The sequence below is a fragment of the Mycobacterium sp. P7213 genome, from assembly GCF_900604305.1.
Lineage (GTDB): Bacteria > Actinomycetota > Actinomycetes > Mycobacteriales > Mycobacteriaceae > Mycobacterium.
This window is the reverse complement of sequence record NZ_UWOA01000052.1, coordinates 34,373-53,056: the sequence shown is the minus strand read 5'-3', so window position 1 is coordinate 53,056 and position 18,684 is coordinate 34,373. Positions and strand designations below refer to the sequence as shown.

Here is an 18,684-nt window from a genome sequence, read left to right as displayed (position 1 = left end):
CCACCCCACCCACCCAGATCAACGGCAAATGGGGCAACGTCGGCGACGGCCTCGCCGCGGCCGGTGAACGAGCGAACGTACCCGCCAATCCAGCGAAGTTGCCCGGGTTCGTTCCGGGCGGCTCCCCCAGTCCCGCTATTCCCGGCGGCGTCCCGATGACCACTGCGTTGGAAAACGTCGAGAGGTTCGGCAAACGTCTGGGTTTGGCCGGAAACGTCGTCACCGGCGTGAATGGGATCGTGGAGGGCTTCGACGACGTGAGCAACGGTGCCGCCGTGAGCACCACTCTGGTCGACGTCGGTGCCAAAACCGCGGGTGATATCGGCGGTGGCTTGGTCGGCGCCACCACTGGGGCCGAAGCGGGGGCCTGGATCGGGACCATGATCGCCCCGGGTGCCGGAACCGTGATCGGCGCCGGCGTCGGAGCGGTGGTCGGCGGCGTGATCGGCAGCGACATCGGAAAGAAGATGGGCGAAGAGATTGCGGATGTGTCCCACAGTGTTTGGCGGAGCCTCTTCGGCTGAGCTGGCCCATAGGTAAGGGAGATCGATCACCATCAGTAACGCAGAGCGCATCATCTTTGCTGCCGGAGCGGTGATGTTTCTTGTCGCAGTCCCCGTGGACCCCCGTAAGGACGCGAAGTCGAAGTGGCTGTTTTGGCTCATCGGCCCTCTGGTGTGTACAACGTTATTCGCTGTCGCGTTCTACAGCGCCGTGAAGAACCCGGAGACGTCAGACCTGATCAGCGCGGCCATCGGAGCAGCGTTCTTCTCCTACCTCGGCTTCGGCGCCGCCTATGTCCGCAAACGCTGGCCGATCGGGCGATGGCCTGGTTCTCGTTCGTGACGCACCGAAAGGACTTGACGTGGAACCCGATAGTCAGCCAGCCAGCGAGGGACCCATCCAGCTGGATCCCCGCACGCCCGACGAACCGACGATCACCCTCCCCCAGCCGCCGGGTTGGGGGTTCATGCCGGGCAAAGACGAGACGTCGATCCGCGGCATTCTGTTCAACCAGGAGCTGCGGCAGCACGGCTTCACGCCCAACGCGGTGGTGACGTGCGAAGAGCTCACCGGCCAGGTGGGACTCCCATCGCAGGCCCTGGCCAAGGAGCGCGCCGCGGTCATCGACCTCGTCGGTGACCTCGACACCGACATCGCAGGCACGGTGTCGGGCTTTCCCAGCAGAACGATCACCTACAACCTGCAGGGCCGGCCCGCCACCGGCCTGCTCATCGCCGTGCAGAACACCAAGGCCAGGATCTGGGCGATCACGGTCACCCTGCAGACCACCGACGCCGACAACCCCCACTACGTCGCAGCCAAACAGGCACTACTGGATTCGGTGGAAGTCCGCCTGCCCACCCCGTGAGGACCCTGCGACAATGCATCCATGGTCGAGCAGAGCCTCTGGATGCAGAAAGTCGCCGCCGATCCCGGGCATTCGCAGTGGTATATCGAACGCTTCCGCGAGATGGCCCGCGCCGGTAAGGATCTGGCCGGCGAAGCACGCTTCATCGACGCGATGGCATCGCGGGGCGCGCGCATCCTCGACGCCGGCTGCGGCCCGGGCCGGGTCGCCGGCGTCCTGGCCAAGTGCGGTCACGACGTGGTCGGTGTCGACGTCGACCCGGAGCTCATCGAGGCCGCCGAGCAGGACCATCCCGGGCCGCGCTATCTCGTGGGTGACCTCGCCGAGCTCGACCTGCCCGCCCGCGGCATCCCCGAACCGTTCGACCTCATCGTGTCGGCGGGCAACGTCATGGCGTTTGTGGCCCCGAGCACGCGCCCGGAGATCCTGCGCCGATTGCGCGCCCACTGCGCCGACGACGGCCGGACCGTGATCGGCTTCGGCGCCAACCGGGACTACGACTTCGATCAGTTCCTGCGCGACGCGTCGGCCGCCGGTTTCGCGACCGATCTCCTGCTGGGCACTTGGGAACTGCGGCCCTTCACCGCGGACTCCGATTTCCTGGTAGCGGTGCTGCGCCCCGCTCACAGCGGCAGCTGATCCTCCTCGGTCAGCTCGCCGAGTTGGTCAACGCTCAGCACCTCGGTCATGTCCTGCTCCTGATAGGCCAGACGGCCCACCCGATGCGCAACCACCGGGGCGGTGACCAGGGTGAACAGGATGCTCACGGTCACCATGCCGGCGTCGTGGCTGCCCCGTAGCCGGATCAGCGCACCGCCGAGTACCAGCAATAGGCCCAACACCTGCGGTTTGGTGGCCGAGTGCATCCGGGCCAAGGTGTCGGGGAACCGCACCACTCCGATGGCCGCCGTCAGCGCCAGCACCGAACCGGCGAGCACCAGCACCCCGGCGAGCACGTCGAGCAGGATCATGAGTGCCTCCCCACGTTGGGTGCGTCGTCGGGCACCCGGAAGCGTGCCACGCTCACCGACCCGATGAAGCCGACCAGCGCCAGTGCCGCGAGGCTATAGGTGACGGTGGTGTCCCGGCTGACCGCAGCCCAGATACCGATACCACACATCGTCATCGCGGCCAGCGTGTCCAGCGCCACCAGCCGATCCAAGGTGCTGGGTCCGGCCAGCAGTCGATACATGGTGATGACGGCGGCGAAGCCCAACAGCACACCTGCAGTTCCCCAGACCACGGTCATGCGTCTACTCCCGCCGGCCGCCACTTGTCGTCACGCTCGAACGCGGCGATCAACAGTCGCTCCACTTGGGCGACCTGCTGGAAAAACCGTTCCACCGCGGACGCCGAGCCGACATCGATCACATGGCAATACAGAATCCGCCGAACCTGATCGATCTCCAGCACCATCGATCCGGGAATCAATGTGGTGATGTTGGCGGCCAGCACCAAAACCAGGTCGGATTTGATGGTCAGCGGCACCCGTAGCACCCCGGTGCGCGGCGGCGGTCCGGGTCGGACCGCCAGCCACATCAACTGAAGGCTGGACTCCATCAGATACCAGGTGAACAACCCCAACAGTTTCAGCAGCGGCACCAGATGAACGCGGCCCTGCACCGGCACGGGCGGCATCGGTAGCAAGACCACGATCACGAGCGCGACCACGATTCCCGTGGTGATGTTGGGGATCGTGAAGCGGCCCCACAACAGCACCCACACGATCGTCAACGCGGACACCGTGAAAATCCGCAGCGCGAGGGCCCTCATGGTGCACCCACCGACAACACGGTCGAGATGTATTCGCTTCGGTCCAGAATCTCGGCCGCCGCCCGCTCGGTGTAGGCGAAAATCGGGCCGGCCAACACGCTCAGCGACAGGCCCAGCGCGATCAGTGCGAGGGTCGGGACCACCATCCACGTCGGCATCTTTCCGACGTCATCACGGTCGTCGTAGGCAACGTCGCCGACGTCGTCAAGCAGCACCGGCGGAGCGGCTAGCACCAACTCGCCCTCGGGAGCGTCGACGCGGCGGCGCCAGAACGCCATGGTCCACACCCGCGCCAGGACGTACAACGTCAGCAGGCTCGTCACCACTGCCCCACCGACCAGGCACCAGGCCAGCACCGACCCGTCGCCCACCCCGGCCTGCAGCACGGCGGTCTTGCCGATGAACCCCGAAAACGGCGGAATACCACCGAGATTGAACGCCGGAATCAGGAACACGAAGGCCAACAACGGATTGGCGATCAGACCGCCCAGCCGGTAAAGCGACGATGCGCCGCCCTGGCGTTCGATCAGTCCGGCCGCCAGGAACAGCGTGGTCATCACGATGATGTGGTGCATCACGTAGAAGATCGCGCCGGACATCCCCAGCTGGCTCGACAACGCGACCCCGAACATCATGAAGCCGATGTGACTGACCAGCGTAAACGACAGCACTCGCTTGATGTCGCTTTGCGCGATGGCGCCAAATATTCCGATCAACATGGTCAGCAACGCCGCGACCAGCAGCACCGAGTCCAGACCGCCGTCGGGGAACAGCAGTGAGTGCGCCCGGATGATCGCGTACACACCGACTTTGGTCAGAATCCCGGCGAACACCGCGGTGATCGGGGCGGGCGCGGTGGGATAGGCGTCGGGTAGCCAGGCCGACAGCGGGAACACCGCGGCCTTGATGCCGAACGCCACCAGCAACACGGCGAACACCGCGCTTCGGGTACCGCCCGGCATGGCGCCGGTCCGCGTCGCCAACTCGGCGAGGTTCAGTGTTCCGGTGGAGGCATAGACCAGGGCGATGCCGAGCAGAAAGACCATCGACGAGGCCATCGAGACCATCACGTAGCCGATACCGGCGCGGATACGTTCAGCACTGGCGCCGATGGTCAGCAAGACGAAGCTCGCCGACAGCAGCATCTCGAACCCGACGAACAGGTTGAACAGGTCACCGGCCAGAAACGCCAGGGAGACGCCGGTGGCCAGGGTCAGATAGGTGGGCAGGAAGATCGAGACCGGCTGGCGGTCGTCACCGTCGCGCACGCCCTGCCCGATGGCGTAGACGATGACCGCCAGCAGCACGACCGCCGACACCACCAGCATCAGCGCCGACAGTCGGTCGACGACCAGGCTGATGCCGAGCGGCCCCAGCTTCTGCTCGGTCGGTCCCCATCCCCCGACATGCAGCACCAGCGTGCCGTTGCGGTCGGTCAGATACAGCAGCGCCGCGCTGACCGCGGTTACCGCGCACAGCACACCGATGGTGATCGGCCGCTGCAGCCGGGGGCGGCGGCCGACGATCAGCGTCAGCGCCGCGCCCAGCGTGGGCAGCAGCACCGGCAGCGGCATCAAGACGGCGGCAAGACTCACCGCGAGACCTCGCTTTCAGGAACGGCGTCGAGCTCACCGGCCGCCACCGGCACGCCCTGGTCGGGTTCGGCGGCGATGACCTCTTCGTCGGACAGCTGCGAGACGCGGGTCGCTTCCTGGTCGTCGCCGATGTCATCGGTGGTCGTCAGGTGGTAGGAGCGGTAGGTCAGGGCCAGCACGAACGCGCCGACGCCCATGGTGATGACGATGGAGGTCAACACCATGGCCTGAGCCAGTGGGTCGGCGTCGGTTTCCTTACCGGAGCTGGCCCAAAGAATCGGCGGATTTCCGTCGGGTCCGCCGACATCGATGATCAGCAGATTGATGGCATTCCCGATCATCATCAGGCCCAACAACATTCGGGTCAGGCTGCGCTCGAGCAGCATGTAGACCCCGCAGGAGGTGAGCCCGGCGGCCATCAGCAACGGAACCAGATGCGCGGTCATGACACTCCTGCCATCGGTCGGCTGACGGACTGCGATTCAAGCTCCTGGTCCAATCGCACGCCCAGGCTGCGCAGCACATCGAGGACCATGCCGACGACCACCAGGTACACGCCCAGATCGAAGAACAACGACGTCACCACATCGACGTGCCCGAACACCGGGAGGGTGAAGCTCAGCACCGCCGAGGACAACACCGGCGCGCCCAGGAACAACGATGCCAGCGCCGTCCCTCCGACCAGGGCCAGTCCGACGCCCAGGATCTTGCTGGAGTCCAGGGGCAGTGTCTCGCCGAGCTCGTAGCGTCCGCCGGCCAGGTAGCGCAATGCCAGCCCCAGCCCGGCGGCAAGCCCGCCGGCGAAGCCACCGCCCGGATAGTTGTGCCCGGCGAACAGGAAGTAGACCGAGACCACCATGATCAGCGGGAAGATGATCCGGGTCGCGACCTCCAGCACCAGCGACCGCTCATTGGGGTCGTGGTAGGCGCTGCCGCGCAGCCAGGTGGTCGACCCGATCGCCGGACTGTAGGGCGTGGTGATGCCCACGGTCTTGCGCGGGCTGCCCGCGTCGGCGATCCGCGGAGCCCGGCCGAAGCGGCGGTTGCGGAACACCATCGAGGCCACACCCGTCGCGGCAACCAGCAACACCGAGATCTCACCGAGGGTGTCCCAGGCCCGGATATCGACCAGCAACACGTTGACGGTATTGGCGCCGTGGCCGCGAACGTAGGCCGCCTCGGGCAACGCCTCGGCCACGCCGTCGCTGCTGCGCGCCGCCATCGCGAAGGCCGCCAGTACCGCGACGGTGATCCCCACCGCGCCGGCAAGCACTATGCGCGGCAGCCGGTTCAGCATCATGGTGGGGCGCTCCGCCTCCGCCGGCAACGTGCGCAGCACCAACACGAAGATCACCAGGGTCACGGTCTCGACCAACAGCTGGGTCAGCGCCAGGTCGGGTGCACCGTGGAAGGCGAATGCCGCCGCGCACCCATAACCGGTCACCCCGACCATCAACACCGCGGACAGCCGGTTGCGAGCCATGGTCGCGCCGATCCCGCCAGCAACCACCAGGACCGCGACCGTCAGCTGCAGCGGGGTGTCCCACAGATGCAGCTCGACGTGATTGCGCGCGCCCAACGCCAGCGCCGTCAGCGGCAGCACCACCAGCGTCGCGAAGATCACCCCCTGGTTGAGCGGCAGGGAGCCACGCTGGGTGATGCCGGTCAGCCGTACCGCTGCCACATCAAGCAACCGCAGCACGTCGTCATAGATGCGGTCTGCCCTGCCCATCGGCAGTCGACGCAGCCGGGACAGACCCAGCGGGCCGCGGGCCGCGAACACACTGGCGCCGACCACCAGGACCAGCGCCGACAGCAGCACCGGCAGCCCCACGCCGTGCCACAGCGCCAGGTGGTAGCCGGTTCCGCCGGGCATGGTGTCGGCGTAGCTGCGCAACACGGTGTCGAGGGTGAGTGCACACAACCCCAGGATCAGGCTGGCGGCGGCCAGCACCGCCGGCGGCGCCAGGAACGCCACTTCAGGTCGGTGCAGGTTCGCCACATTCGCACTCGGCGCGGACTTGCCCTTGCGGGCGAAGCCGCCCCACACGAACCGCACGCTGTAGATCACGGTGAACATCGAGGCGACCACACCGGCGGCCAGCACGTACGGGCCGGCGGAACCCAGGACCGGCGACTGGGCCTCAGCCCCGAAGATGGTCTCCTTGGCTATGAAGCCCACGAACGGCGGCACCCCGGCCATGCTGGCGGCGGCCGCGGCGGCGATCACGAACAGCCCCGGGCAACGGCGTCCGAGCCCGGCCAGTTCGCGCAGATCGCGGGTGCCGGTGGCATGGTCGATGATCCCGACCACCATGAACAGCGTGGCCTTGGCCGCGGCGTGCGCGCACATGGCGGTCAACCCGGCCAGCATGAGATCACCGGTACCGGCTCCGACCAACACGATCATCAGACCCAGCTGGCTGACGGTGCTGTAGGCCAGCAGCAGCTTCAGGTCGTACTCGCGCACGGCCCGCCATCCCGCCAGCAGCGCGGTGGCCAGACCGAGAATCATCAGCGTCGGCCGCCACCCGGGCGAATCGGCGAACCCCGGAGCCAGCCTCGCCACCAGATAGATGCCGGCTTTGACCATCGCCGCGGCGTGCAGGTAAGCGCTGACCGGTGTCGGTGCCGCCATGGCCCCGGGCAGCCAGAAGTGCAGCGGCAAGATGGCCGACTTGCTCAGGGCGCCGACCAGGATCAGCAGCACCCCGACGGTCACCACGGTCCCCGACGGCGGACGGGCCACCAGCTCTGACAGCAGGTACGTGCCGGCGGCGTTGCCCACCATGATGATGCCGACCAGCATGGCCAGCCCACCGGCAGTGGTCACCAGCAACGCCTGGATGGCGGCACGGCGATTGACCGCACGTTCGGCGTAGTGACCGATCAGCAGGAACGACAACACGGTCGTCATTTCCCAGAAGACGTAGAGCACCAGCGCGTTGTCGGCGACCATCAGCCCGAACATCGCTCCGGCGAAACCGACCATCTTGGCGGCGAAGCTGGGCAGCCGAGGATCGGCTTCGTGCGCCCCGACCGGCCGGAAGTATCCGGCGCAGTAAAACAGCACCAAGGCGCCGATCCCCAGCGCCAGCACGCACATGATCGCGCTCAGCGAATCGAACCGCAGCGCGATGTCCATTGACAGCCCGGGCACCCAGGGCACGGTGACGCGGTGATCGGCGGCCGGACCGGCGGGCCAGTACGCCACCACCCAACCCAGCGATACCAGCGGGATCGATCCCAGCGGATAGAAAGCCACCCTGCCCCACCTGCGCACCAACGCTGGTGCCGCAGCTGTGCCAACAACATGGGCAAGCAGTATCGCCAGCATCACGCTCCACGGGCCGTTTCGTTTAAGTCGATGCAATCAGTCGTAGCACGAATCGTCAGAAGACACGCGGGCGCGACAAAGCACGCCCACTCCCATCTCCCACCACCACTGATTCCAGTCTGTGTGGTGCAGCGGCCGCGCGCCATGGAATGCAACCCCCATTCGGCGGGGGGTGAAACACCCATGACCAACGGCGGCCTACGGCTCGATCAGCCCGGTCCTGATTGCATACCGGGTGAGCGCCAGGCGGTCGCGAAGGCCCAATTTCTGCAGGGTGTTGGTCCGGTGGCGGTCGACTGTCTTGGCGCTGATGCCGAGCGTCTTGGCGATCTCCCGCGCCGAGAAGCCCTCGGCGATCAGCTTGAGGACTTCTTCCTCGCGGGGCGTGAGGATGGTCTCGGGCAACGTATTGCCGTGCCGCGCCCGGTGCAGGTAGTCGCGAATCAGGGCGGTCACCGCCCCGGCGTACAGAAACGGCTCGCCGCGAATCGTCGCCCGGCAGGCCTCAAGCAGATCGCGGTCGGCGACCGACTTCAAGACGTAGCCCGACGCGCCCGCCTTGAGAGCTTCGAAGAAGTACTGCTCGTTGTCGTGCATCGACAGCATCAGCACCCGCACGTGGGGATGGTTGCGGTTGATCTCCCGGGCGGCCTGCAAGCCGGTCATCCGCGGCATCGCGATATCCAGAATGGCCAGGTCGACCGGGGTTTCCTGCAACACTGCGAGCGCCTCGGCGCCATCGGCGGCCTCGGCGACGACGGACAGGTCGGGCTCGGCGTCCAGAATCATCCGCAGGCCACTGCGCATCAGGGCATGATCGTCGGCCAACAGGATGCGGGCCGGCTGCGTCGGCATCATGACCGGCCCACCCCCGATCGGGCCGGCACCACCAGCCGGATCTCAGTCCCCTGCTCGGCCGACGAGGTGATGGTCAAAGTGCCGTGCACCAGCAGTGCGCGCTCACGCATTCCGGTGATGCCCGCACCTTCGACGCTCATCGCACCCGTGCCGTCATCGGAGATCCGCAAGGTCAACTCCCCCGTTGCATCGACATGCAGGTCCAGCCACACCTTCTGCGCACCCGAATGCCGGGCAATGTTGGTCAGGCTCTCCTGCACTATGCGATAGCACACCAACTCCACGTTGGGATCCAGTCGTTCCGCTTGCGGGCCAATGTCTTTGACCACGTCAATGCCGCTCGCCTGGGTGAACTGATTGCATAGCGCCTGCAGGGCGCTGGACAGGCCGAGGTCTTCCAACGCGTCCGGTCGTAGCCGTCGCGCGATGCCGCGCACTTCGTCGAGGCTGGCCCGCACGATCTCCTGCGCATCCGCGAGATCCCCGCGTAGTCCTTCCGGCGCGGCGTCGACGGCTCGTTTGAGGGTGAGCAGGGCGACCGTCAGGGTTTGACCGATCTCATCGTGCAACTCCCTGGCGATCCGCTGCCGCTCGTTCTCCTGCGCAACGAGCACTAAGGCACTCGAGGATGCGCGTTCGGTTTCCAGCCTGTCGAGCATGGCGTTGAACGACGCCATCAGGTGGTGCAGATCTCCGTCGCCCGGATCGTCCACCCGGTCGGTGCGCCGGAGCAGGTCAACCCGCCGCATGGACGCGGCGAGCCGGTCCAGCGGGGCCAGGCTGGACCGCAGCAGCAGCGCATTGGCCCCCACCACGACTGCCAGCCCGACCATCAGCACCGGGATCTCGGTTAACCGGACGGGGCCCGAAACAGTGGCCGGCGACATGGCCAGCACCAGGGTGCCGAAGGTGAAGACCAGACCGTTGATCAAGACGACGCGCCGAAACAGCCCCCGCGCGGGCGCGCTCGCCCGCCGCCGAAATCGGTCGACGAGCCCAGTCCAACGGCTCATCCCACCACCCTGGTCTGCGCAGTACACATTGTCCATACGGGTCGGCCTTCGATGCGAATGGGTGTCAAACACCATGGCGAGCCGCTGGTTCGGGCTCGGACAATGGTGGTACGCCCAGCGCATCGTCGGCTTTGCCGCCATGGTCGAAGTGTTTGCCGCCCCGGAGTGTCGCGCCCCTGGTGGAGCGCTGGGCGCGTTAGATCGAAAGATCACACCATCGCCGACCCGTGACCGGAGGGATGCAACTGCAATGGACCGCTGTACCCGAGCGCGGCGTCGCGCAACGCCCGGGTCCGCCGTGCACCGCCGATGAACTTCGCCGCGTTGCCGCCGGAAGTCAACTCCGGTCTCATGTACCTCGGCGCCGGCTCGGGGCCGATGCTCGCCGCGGCGACCGCCTGGAACGGGCTGGCCGCTGACCTGCATTCGGCCGCGGCCGGTTACGAGTCGGCGATCGCCGAGTTGACCGGCACGGCGTGGTCGGGTCCTTCGGCGGCGGCGATGACGGCCGCGGCCACCCCGTTCGTGGCGTGGCTGAACGCCACCGCCGGTCAGGCCGAAAAGACCTCGCTGCAGGCGAAGGCTGCGGTCGCCGCCTACGAGGCGGCGTTCGCCCTGACGGTGCCCCCATCGGTCGTCGCCGCCAACCGCGCTCAATTGATGACCTTGTTGGCCACCAATGTGCTGGGCCAGAACGCCGCGGCGATCGCGGCCACCGAAGCCCAGTACGGCGAGATGTGGGCACAGGACGCCACCGCGATGTACAGCTACTCGGCCCTGTCGAAGACCGCATCCGAGCTGGAGCCGTTCGCGCCGCCGCCGCAGACCAGTAACCCGGCGGGACCAGCCGGCCAGACCGGCGCTCAGGGCAATCCCGCCGCCAACCTGGCGCAGACGGTGTCGTCTCGACTGGCCTCCACGCTGACCGGACCCGGCTCGGCGGAGGCCGTCCAGGGGTTGCCCGGCGTCGCGCTGCCGGGCGACATCCCGTCTGGGTTCTTCGACTGGATGGCCGTCATCGCCGACGAGACCGCCCTGGGGATCGCCCTGCCGATGTCGATCATCGGTGTCTTCCTGGCAGGCGCGGCCATGCACTTCGCGGAGCAGGACTCCCAAGAGATCTTCGACACCCAGGACATTCTCCGCGGCGGCCAGCGAAGCATCCTGGAGGCCCTGGGCCAGATCGGAGGGGTCGCGGAGCTGCCCAGCACGGACACGCTGCGCATCCCGCACGTCCCGGTGGTGGCGTCCAGGGGTGAGGCGTTCCCGCTCGGGGCACTCTCGACGCCGATCAGCTGGGCCGAGCTGGCACCCGAGATCCGCCATGCCAGCTTCTCAACGCCGCTCGGCGCGGCGCCCGCCACCTCGCCGGCGGGGCTGGGCACGGCATTCGGCCAGATGGCCCTGGCCGGTATGGGCGGCAGCGCGTTGGCCGGCGCCATGAACCAGCGCCGCTCGGATTCCGGGAAGGCGATTGCGGCCACTGCGTCCGCCGGGGTCGGCAAGCCGTCCTCGGATTCCGCGGAGCAGACGGCCGTGGCCGCGGCGCATACTCCGCTGACCTCGGTGGCGGAACTGGCCGCCGGCATCCGCGAACTCGGCGAACTACACGACGCCGGCTATCTGACCGGCGAGGAGTTCGCTGCGCAAAAGCGCCGCCTGCTGTCGCGGTAACTCCCTCGGTCGAGCGCCGGCTAGCGGCGGCGCGACCTCAGGTAGTCCCCGACCACCGCTGCGCCCAGACCATCGAGTTCGGGCACCACCACCCGGCCCTGGACCCGACGCGCCACCTGGTCGATGAAGCGGGCCAGCCCTGGATCGTCGCCGAGCCGGAAGATCGTCACCTGGGCACCGAGCCGGGCGACGTCATCGAAGCCCCGCACGGTGTGGGCAATGGTCCGCGGGTGCGGCGGGTAGTCAAAAAACACCGCAGAACCCGCCCCCGCGCCGTCATAGTCCTCTAAGTGCGCCGTCGGCTCCCCGTCGGTGACCACCAACACCACCGGCTGGGCATTGGGGTGGCGACGCAGGTGCCGGCTCGCCAGCGCCAGCGCATGGTGCAGATTGGTGCCCTGCTCATAGACGCCTTCCAGGCCGGTCAGCTCCGCGGCGGTCACCGTGCGCGCATAACGGCCGAAGGCGATGATCTGCAACGCATCTGAGCGAAATCTGGTGCTGACCAGGTGGTTCAACGCCAACGCCGTGCGTTTCATCGGCAGCCACCGATTATCCATCACCATCGAGAACGAGGTGTCCACCAGCAGCGCAACGGCAGACTGGGTGCGCGTCTCGGTCTCGGAGACCTCGACGTCGTCGACGCTGATCGACAGCCGACCGCTCGCTGAACCGCCGGGCCCATGCGGCGGTCCCAGCTTCGCCTCTCCTACGTCGAGCCTCGCTGAACCGCCGGCGACTTGCCGCAGCACCGTGTTGGTCAGGGTCCGGGTGACGTTCCACGGCTCGGTGTCTCCGAACTGCCAGGGCCGGGTCGCTCCGGTCAGCTCGCCGGCCGCCCCGGCCCGACGGTGGTCGCGTTCGCCGCGGCGTCCCGAAAGTTGGCGCGCCACATCACGTAACGCCGTTTCGCCGAGGCGGCGCATCGCCTTGGGCGACAGCCGCCACTGCCCGTCGGAGCTGCGGTCCAGGAAACCCTGGTTGAGCAGCGCACGTTCGAGCTCGGCCAGCGTGCGCGCGTCGACGGCGGCCTGATCGCCGAGCTGGCGGGCCAGCGCGTCGAGGTCGACGTCGTCCATGCTCGCGCCCGGATACGCCTGTGACAGCTGCTCGGCCAGCTGTTCTAGCTCGGCGATATCGGACAGTGCCTGGGCGCCCTCTCCCATCCCGAGCGGGTTATTGCCGGAGAACTCTGACGAGCCGGTCCAGTCCTCTCCCGGACGGGCCGCCTGCAGATGTGCGTCCAGTCGTCCCAGCGCCTGTTGCAAGGCCGGCGAGCCGAAGGCCTGTTCGGCCAACGCATCCAACTCGGCGCGCTGCTCGGCGCTCAGGCTGTTACGGAAGCGCTGCGCGGCGGCCGCCCGCTGGGCCAGCGAGTCCAGCAGCTCCTCGACATTGCGCGGGTTCTCCGGAAAGAACTCACCGTGTTTGTCCATGAACTGCTGGAAATCCGCACTCGTGTCTTTTCCTTGAGAGTGCTTGTCCAACAGGTCATTGAGATCGTCGAGCATGTCGCTGACTCGTTGCCGGTCGGCGTCGGTGGCGCCCTCCAGCGCCTGCTTCATGCCGGCGAATCGCTGGTCGAGCATCTCGCGACCGAGCAGATCCTTGATCTTGTCGTAGGATTCGCGGGCCTCGCCGCTGCGCCAGTCGTAGTCGGCCAGTTCCTGCACCGCTTTGGCCGGCGACGGCGACAGCCCCTCGATCTGCATCTCGGCGAAACGGGCGTCGTCGTCGAGCGCGCGGGCCAGTTCTTTGCGTTCAGCGAGCACTGCTTCGTCGAGCAGCTTTTTGACCTCGGCCAGCGTTCCGTCCAAGTTGTTGCGGCGCAACAGTTCCCGTCGTCGCCGCTGCGCCTCGGCGGCCAGCTGGTCGGCTCCGGTCAGGTTCTTGGTGCCGCGGCGCAGTAACTCTTGCAGTGCCCGCCGTGGCGACGTCCCCTCCATGACGTCCCGCCCGATCTCCTCCAGCGCCTCGGCCAGGTCGACCGGCGGCGCCAACGGATCCGGCCCACCGGAGTAGGCCGAATACCGGGAGGCGTGGCTTCGTGACGATCGCGAGCGCGGCGAAGCCGGGCGCAGCGGGTCGTCACCATCAGATCTAGCCATAGACGGTTTCACCCTCGTCGGAGGTCTTGTCGATGCGCTTGGCCAAATACAGCGCTTCCAAGGCCAACTCGAGCGCGGCGGCGCGTTCGCCGTCGGACTCCGCCCCCAGGCGCTGCGCGATGGCGTCGATCACCGGCAGATCCGGCAACGCCGCCAGCACCGCTTTGGCCGAAATGCGCTCGCCCGTCGTCACCGTCGCGTTCTCGACCGCCGCCACCAGCGGTCCCACATCGATCCCGCCCAATGCCCGCGACGCGGTATCGGCGGTAGCCCGGCGCAGCAGGTGCTCCAGCACCGCCTGCTCGCGGCCCTCCTCGCCGGATTCGAATTCCAGCTTGCCGCGCAGCACGTCGACGATCGTGCTCAGGTCCACCACCCGAGCCACCGGGTCGGTTTCGCCCAGCACCGCCCCGCGATGACGCGCCGAGGCCGCCACCGTCTCCGCGGCGGCGATCGCGAAGCGCGCCGAAACACCGGAGCGCTGATCCACCGAGCGGGACTCGCGCAGATAGCGCGCGAATCGAGCCAGCACCGCCAGCAGGTAGTCGGGCACCTGGGCGCTCAGGTGTGCCTCCTGCGCGATCACGCCGACCTCGGCGTCGAGTTCCAGCGGGTAGTGGGTGCGGATCTCGGCGCCGAAGCGGTCCTTGAGCGGGGTGATGATGCGGCCGCGGTTGGTGTAGTCCTCAGGGTTGGCGCTGGCTACCACCAGCACGTCCAGCGGCAGCCGCAGCGTGTAGCCGCGCACCTGGATGTCGCGCTCCTCCATCACGTTGAGCATCGCCACCTGGATGCGCTCGGCGAGGTCGGGCAGTTCATTGACGGCGACCACGCCACGGTGCGCCCGCGGGATCAGGCCGTAGGCGATGGTCTCGGGGTCCCCCAGGCTGCGGCCTTCGGCCACCTTGATCGGGTCGATGTCGCCCACCAGGTCGGCGACGCTGGTGTCGGGGGTGGCCAGTTTCTCGGTATAGCGCTCGCTGCGGTGCCGCCACGCGACCGGCAGGTCGTCGCCGAGCTCGGCTGCCCGGCGAATCGACTCGGGCGTGATCGGCGAGTACGGGTGCTCTCCGAGCTCGGCGCCGGCGATCACCGGGGTCCACTCGTCGAGCAATCCGCTCAACGCGCGCAGCAGCCGGGTCTTGCCCTGGCCGCGCTCGCCTAGCAGCACGATGTCGTGACCGGCGATCAGCGCGCGCTCAAGCTGCGGCAGCACGGTGTCTTCGAACCCGAAGATGCCGGGCCAGATGGCTGCGGCATCGTCACCGTCGGCGAGTCGGGCCAACAGGTTCTCGGCGATCTCCTGTTTGACCCCCCTCTCACGATGGCCGGCAGCACGCAGCTCACCGAGAGTCTTGGGCAGATCGTGCGGGGCATTCAGCGCGGTCACCACTCCACGCTACGACGGGCGTGGTGGTCCGTCACTGTGTCCCGGTTTATCCGGTCGGCCAATACCCGATACCCTGGGTACTGTGAACTTTCCGGAATGGCGCGAACGACCGGCTCAGACCTATTTCGGTCCGGCCTCCTGGCAGGCTCGACTGCTGGCTGCGGCCGCGGCGATCTTTTTGCGCACCTCGATCGCAGTGCTGACCCTGGTCGGCATGGTCGTCAACCGGTTCTGGCCCGCCGCTCTGCAGCGGGCGCGCCTCGACCTCATCGACCAGCCGATGCGCTACATCCGGGCCCTGCCCGGCACCGAGGTGACACCGGAGCGGTTGACCGACTGCCCGGCCGAGTGGGTGGTGGCACCGGGCGCGCGCGACTCGAACCGGGTGATCGTCTACTTCCACGGTTCGGCACTGATCACACTGGGCCTCAATTCCCACCGCCGCTTCGCCAGCAAGCTCTCCGCGGTCACCGGCGCGAAGGTGTTCAACGTCGGCTACCGGTTGGCGCCGCTGGCCGGGATCGACGAGGCCGTCGCCGACGGTCTGTGCGCCTATCGCCGCGTCCTCGACGCCGGGTTCACCGCAGATCACATTGTGGTGGCGGGAGATTCGGCCGGTGGCCTGATGGCGGTGAACACCGCGATCGCCGCACGTGATGCCGGGCTGCCGGCGCCCGCAGCTCAGGTGTTGATGTCACCGCTGACGTCGTCGGACATGGAGATTAAACGCGAGGCCGCGCGCAGCCACCGCGACCCGTTCTTCCCCTTCATGGCGTTCATGTTCATCTACCGCGTGTTCGCCACCGTGAACGGCACCCGCGAGCTGCCGGTGATGCCGCCGGAGGCAGAGCTGCGCGGGCTCGGGCCGTTCCTGCTGCAGGTCGGCAACAACGAGTTGCTGCGCAACGACGCGTTCGTGCTGGCCGACAAGCTTGCCTTCGCCGGGGTGCCGGCCTGGGTTCAGGTCTGGGACCGTGCGTTGCACATGTTCCAGCTCACCTTCGACTTCAACCCCGACGCCCGCCGAGCCGTCGCCGAGATCGCCGACTTCGTGGACTACGCGACGGCGGCCGCACCGAGCAATGCCGACTCGGCGCGCTCAGATACGGCCGTCCAGTAGCGTCAACAGCAGCGGAATCCGATTCGCCTCGATCTCGGGCTGGGGCAGCACGGCGCGCACGATCGCCGCACCGTCGAAGGTGTTGGTCAACAGCGCCACCAGATTCGGAAAGAGTTCCGGCGGAAAGGCATCCGCGCCGGGCAGCACCCGGGCGGCTTCGCCGATCTTGGCGCTGTATTCGGCGAGCACATGTTGCAGGGTGGCTCGCAGCTTCTCGTCGGTGCGCGCAGCGATCAGCAGCTCGTAGAGCACCGCGTTGGTGGAATTGGCGGTCAGGTCGCGCAGCACCGTCAGCACCGCCTCCAGCGCCGGCACCTCGGCCGGGATCTCGGCGACTTGCTTGCCGAACCGCTCCAGTTGGCGGCGCAGGACTTCCTGCGCGGTGGCCGCCATGAAGTCACCCATGGTGCCGAAGTGGCGGAACAACGCCCCGTCGGACACCCCGGCGCGCGCGGCGATCACCTTCGCCGACGCCCGGGCATAGCCGATCTCGGCGATGGTGGCGATGCTGGCGTCGAGCAATCCGGCGACAGTGGTCTCGCGGCGCTCCTGCTGAGTTCTGGCCATGCGCTAGACCGATTGCAGCTCACGGGATCCGGCGCGCAGGAATCGGCCGGTCTTCACCGTGGTGCCGTAGCCCTCGCAGAACTGGCCGTTGCGGAACACCACCGTGCCACCCACGCCGGTCGCGACCACCGCGTCGTCGTTGCGGTTGACCATCCGGCTCAGATCGCCATAGAACGGCACCTTCTCCTCGTGGTAGCCGTCGACGGCGTCGGTCAGGCCCGCCGGGTCGATCACCACAAAGTCCGCACGGTCACCCTCTCGCAGCGTGCCGGCGTCGAACCCGAACCAATCGGCGACCTCGGAGGTCAGCCGGTACACCGCCCGCTGGACGCTCATGAACGGTCGTCCGGCCGCCTCGGCGTCGCGGACGCGCTTGAGCAGGCGCAGCGAGAAGTTGTAGAAGGCCATGTTGCGCAGGTGCGCTCCAGCGTCGGAGAACCCCATATGGATCACCGGTTCGTTGGCCAACTTGTCCAGCTGCTTGGGCCGGTGGTTGGCGACGATCGTGGTCCAGCGGACGTTGCGTTCGCCGTTGTCCACCAGTACGTCGAGGAACGCATCCAACGGGTGCAGCCCGCGTTCCTGAGCGATCTGGCCGAAGCTCTTGCCGACCAGGCTGGCATCCGGGCATTCGACGATCACCGCGTCGTGGAAGTCACGGTGCCACAACGACGGTCCCAGCTTCTTGCGGTCGAAGGCCTTGCGGAAGTTACGGCGGTACTCGGTGTCGGCCAGCAGCGCGTTGCGCTCCAGCTGGTCGCGCAGATGCAGAGCGGCGGTTCCCGCCCCGAACTCCTCGAACACCGGCAAGTCGATTCCGTCGGAATACAACTCGAACGGCACCGGCAAGTGCTGGAACCGGACGCTGGAGCCCAGCACGGTGTTGAGCAGCCGAGCGCCGGGACCGAATACCCGGACCGCGCCCGGCGCCGACTTGGCGTCCGCGGAGACCAGCAGGCTCATCCGAACCCCGCGCCGCCGGCCGAACATGCCACTGCTGGTGAGGAAGAAGTTCAAGGCCGTCAGCGGGTTTCGGACGTCGGGTGCGCTCTGCAACATCCGGCCACGCTTGCGCAGCACCTTGATCAACCGACGGCGCTCCCGCCAGGTGGCGAACGTCGACGGCAGCGCCCGAGACCGGAACCGGTCACCGTCGAGCTTGTCGATGGGGGCGTCCATCCCGGACATGCCCAGCAGTCCGGCGTCGAGACCCTGATCGAGCAGGGCGGCCATCTTCTCCAGTTCGTCGTCGGTCGGGACGACGCCGTCGGTGGTGGCGCGGTCCAAGCCGAGCACCGCGGTCCGCAGATCCGAGTGGCCCAGCATCGAGCTGATGTTGGGTCCGAGCGGCAACTCCTCAAGGGCACTCACGTACTCGGCGGGCGTGGACCAGGTCTTCCTGGACTGCAGCGCATCCAGCACGAACTTGCGCGGGACCGCCTCGACCCGGCTGAACAGGTCGGCGGCGTCCTCGGACTCGGCGTACACCGTCGACAGCGAACAGTTGCCCAGCAGCACCGTGGTGACACCGTGGCGCACCGATTCCCGCAGACCCGGGTCCAGCAGTACCTCGGCGTCGTAGTGGGTGTGCACGTCGATGAAGCCTGGGACCACCCACTTGCCGGCGGCGTCGATCACCTCCGGGCAGCCGGCCTCATCCAGCTGCCCCGCGACGATGTCGGCGACGATGCCGTCGCGAATGCCCAGGGTGCGGACCTGCGGGGCGTTGCCCAGGCCGTCGAACCACAGTCCGTCGCGGATGATCAGGTCATAGCCCACTACCGTCTCCCAACTTCGAGGTTGAGATAGATAGTGAGCGCTAACAATCTTTATTGTCAAGGGGTCAGCGCCCCGGGGAGTCATCCCCAGTTCGAGTT

The 18,684-nt window shown here is 67.5% G+C and carries 17 protein-coding genes and 1 pseudogene; 6 read left to right on the top strand and 12 right to left on the bottom strand.

The features are described 5' to 3' along the window. The 4 genes and pseudogenes from EJK91_RS17860 to EJK91_RS17850 form a co-directional block, all read left to right on the top strand. Positions 1 to 524, top strand: a pseudogene (locus EJK91_RS17860) (glycine zipper domain-containing protein); the annotation flags it as partial. Positions 525 to 675: 151 nt separating this feature from the next. Then, the gene (locus tag EJK91_RS21890) at positions 676 to 846 is read left to right on the top strand and encodes a hypothetical protein (RefSeq protein WP_164518013.1); all 171 of its coding nucleotides are present in this window, start codon (positions 676 to 678) and stop codon (positions 844 to 846) included. Positions 847 to 865: 19 nt separating this feature from the next. Further along, positions 866 to 1,372 carry an LpqN/LpqT family lipoprotein gene (locus EJK91_RS17855; protein ID WP_164518012.1) on the top strand — a complete coding sequence of 169 codons (507 nt, stop codon included), beginning with the start codon at positions 866 to 868 and terminating at the stop codon, positions 1,370 to 1,372. A 21-nt stretch (positions 1,373 to 1,393) separates the two neighbouring features. Beyond that, positions 1,394 to 2,011 (top strand): class I SAM-dependent methyltransferase, encoded by a 618-nt coding sequence (locus tag EJK91_RS17850; protein ID WP_024443575.1) that lies wholly within the window; start codon positions 1,394 to 1,396, stop codon positions 2,009 to 2,011. Here EJK91_RS17850 and mnhG read toward each other — a convergent pair. The 8 genes from mnhG to EJK91_RS17810 all read right to left on the bottom strand — a co-directional run bounded on the left by mnhG (position 1,996) and on the right by EJK91_RS17810 (position 9,948). Further along, positions 1,996 to 2,343, bottom strand: coding sequence for a monovalent cation/H(+) antiporter subunit G (mnhG, locus tag EJK91_RS17845; protein ID WP_024443574.1), 348 nt, complete (start codon positions 2,341 to 2,343; stop codon positions 1,996 to 1,998). The genes EJK91_RS17850 and mnhG overlap by 16 nt on opposite strands. Continuing rightward, on the bottom strand, positions 2,340 to 2,621 hold the full coding sequence (locus EJK91_RS17840) for a monovalent cation/H+ antiporter complex subunit F (protein WP_024443573.1): 282 nt from the start codon (positions 2,619 to 2,621) through the stop codon (positions 2,340 to 2,342). Before EJK91_RS17840 ends, mnhG begins: the two co-directional genes overlap by 4 nt. Beyond that, positions 2,618 to 3,145 (bottom strand): Na+/H+ antiporter subunit E, encoded by a 528-nt coding sequence (locus EJK91_RS17835; protein ID WP_024443572.1) that lies wholly within the window; start codon positions 3,143 to 3,145, stop codon positions 2,618 to 2,620. The genes EJK91_RS17840 and EJK91_RS17835 overlap by 4 nt, the downstream gene beginning before the upstream one ends. Beyond that, positions 3,142 to 4,740 carry a Na+/H+ antiporter subunit D gene (locus EJK91_RS17830; RefSeq protein WP_444850830.1) on the bottom strand — a complete coding sequence of 533 codons (1,599 nt, stop codon included), beginning with the start codon at positions 4,738 to 4,740 and terminating at the stop codon, positions 3,142 to 3,144. The genes EJK91_RS17835 and EJK91_RS17830 overlap by 4 nt, the downstream gene beginning before the upstream one ends. Continuing rightward, positions 4,737 to 5,186, bottom strand: a complete 450-nt coding sequence (locus EJK91_RS17825; RefSeq protein ID WP_024443570.1) for a Na(+)/H(+) antiporter subunit C — start codon at positions 5,184 to 5,186, stop codon at positions 4,737 to 4,739. The genes EJK91_RS17830 and EJK91_RS17825 overlap by 4 nt, the downstream gene beginning before the upstream one ends. Next, a complete protein-coding gene (locus EJK91_RS17820) occupies positions 5,183 to 8,077 on the bottom strand; it encodes a Na+/H+ antiporter subunit A (RefSeq protein WP_125079588.1) in 2,895 nt (964 codons plus the stop codon). The genes EJK91_RS17825 and EJK91_RS17820 overlap by 4 nt, the downstream gene beginning before the upstream one ends. 198 nt (positions 8,078 to 8,275) lie before the next feature. Continuing rightward, positions 8,276 to 8,932, bottom strand: coding sequence for a response regulator transcription factor (locus tag EJK91_RS17815; RefSeq protein WP_024443568.1), 657 nt, complete (start codon positions 8,930 to 8,932; stop codon positions 8,276 to 8,278). Then, positions 8,932 to 9,948: a sensor histidine kinase gene (locus EJK91_RS17810; RefSeq protein ID WP_046301956.1), complete on the bottom strand. Its 1,017-nt coding sequence runs from the start codon at positions 9,946 to 9,948 to the stop codon at positions 8,932 to 8,934. The genes EJK91_RS17815 and EJK91_RS17810 overlap by 1 nt, the downstream gene beginning before the upstream one ends. Positions 9,949 to 10,257: 309 nt before the next feature. Between EJK91_RS17810 and EJK91_RS23005 the strand changes: the two genes are divergently transcribed. Beyond that, complete coding sequence (locus tag EJK91_RS23005; RefSeq protein WP_125079587.1) at positions 10,258 to 11,622, top strand: PPE family protein, SVP subgroup; 1,365 nt, start codon at positions 10,258 to 10,260, stop codon at positions 11,620 to 11,622. 20 nt (positions 11,623 to 11,642) lie between these two features. Here EJK91_RS23005 and EJK91_RS17800 read toward each other — a convergent pair whose 3' ends face one another. Together EJK91_RS17800 and EJK91_RS17795 are read right to left on the bottom strand one after the other, a co-directional pair. Then, positions 11,643 to 13,730: a vWA domain-containing protein gene (locus EJK91_RS17800; RefSeq protein WP_125079586.1), complete on the bottom strand. Its 2,088-nt coding sequence runs from the start codon at positions 13,728 to 13,730 to the stop codon at positions 11,643 to 11,645. Next, positions 13,723 to 15,111: a sigma 54-interacting transcriptional regulator gene (locus EJK91_RS17795; RefSeq protein WP_024443692.1), complete on the bottom strand. Its 1,389-nt coding sequence runs from the start codon at positions 15,109 to 15,111 to the stop codon at positions 13,723 to 13,725. The genes EJK91_RS17800 and EJK91_RS17795 overlap by 8 nt, the downstream gene beginning before the upstream one ends. A 91-nt stretch (positions 15,112 to 15,202) precedes the next feature. On the opposite strand from EJK91_RS17795, the gene EJK91_RS17790 reads away from it, so the two are divergent. Further along, the gene (locus tag EJK91_RS17790) at positions 15,203 to 16,240 is read left to right on the top strand and encodes an alpha/beta hydrolase (protein ID WP_024443693.1); all 1,038 of its coding nucleotides are present in this window, start codon (positions 15,203 to 15,205) and stop codon (positions 16,238 to 16,240) included. Here EJK91_RS17790 and EJK91_RS17785 read toward each other — a convergent pair. After that, on the bottom strand, positions 16,220 to 16,807 hold the full coding sequence (locus EJK91_RS17785; RefSeq protein ID WP_046301712.1) for a TetR/AcrR family transcriptional regulator: 588 nt from the start codon (positions 16,805 to 16,807) through the stop codon (positions 16,220 to 16,222). The two genes, EJK91_RS17790 and EJK91_RS17785, sit on opposite strands and share 21 nt — an antisense overlap. Before the next feature lie 3 nt (positions 16,808 to 16,810). Further along, positions 16,811 to 18,634, bottom strand: a complete 1,824-nt coding sequence (locus EJK91_RS17780; RefSeq protein WP_444850831.1) for an N-acyl-D-amino-acid deacylase family protein — start codon at positions 18,632 to 18,634, stop codon at positions 16,811 to 16,813. Positions 18,635 to 18,684: the final 50 nt, after the last annotated feature.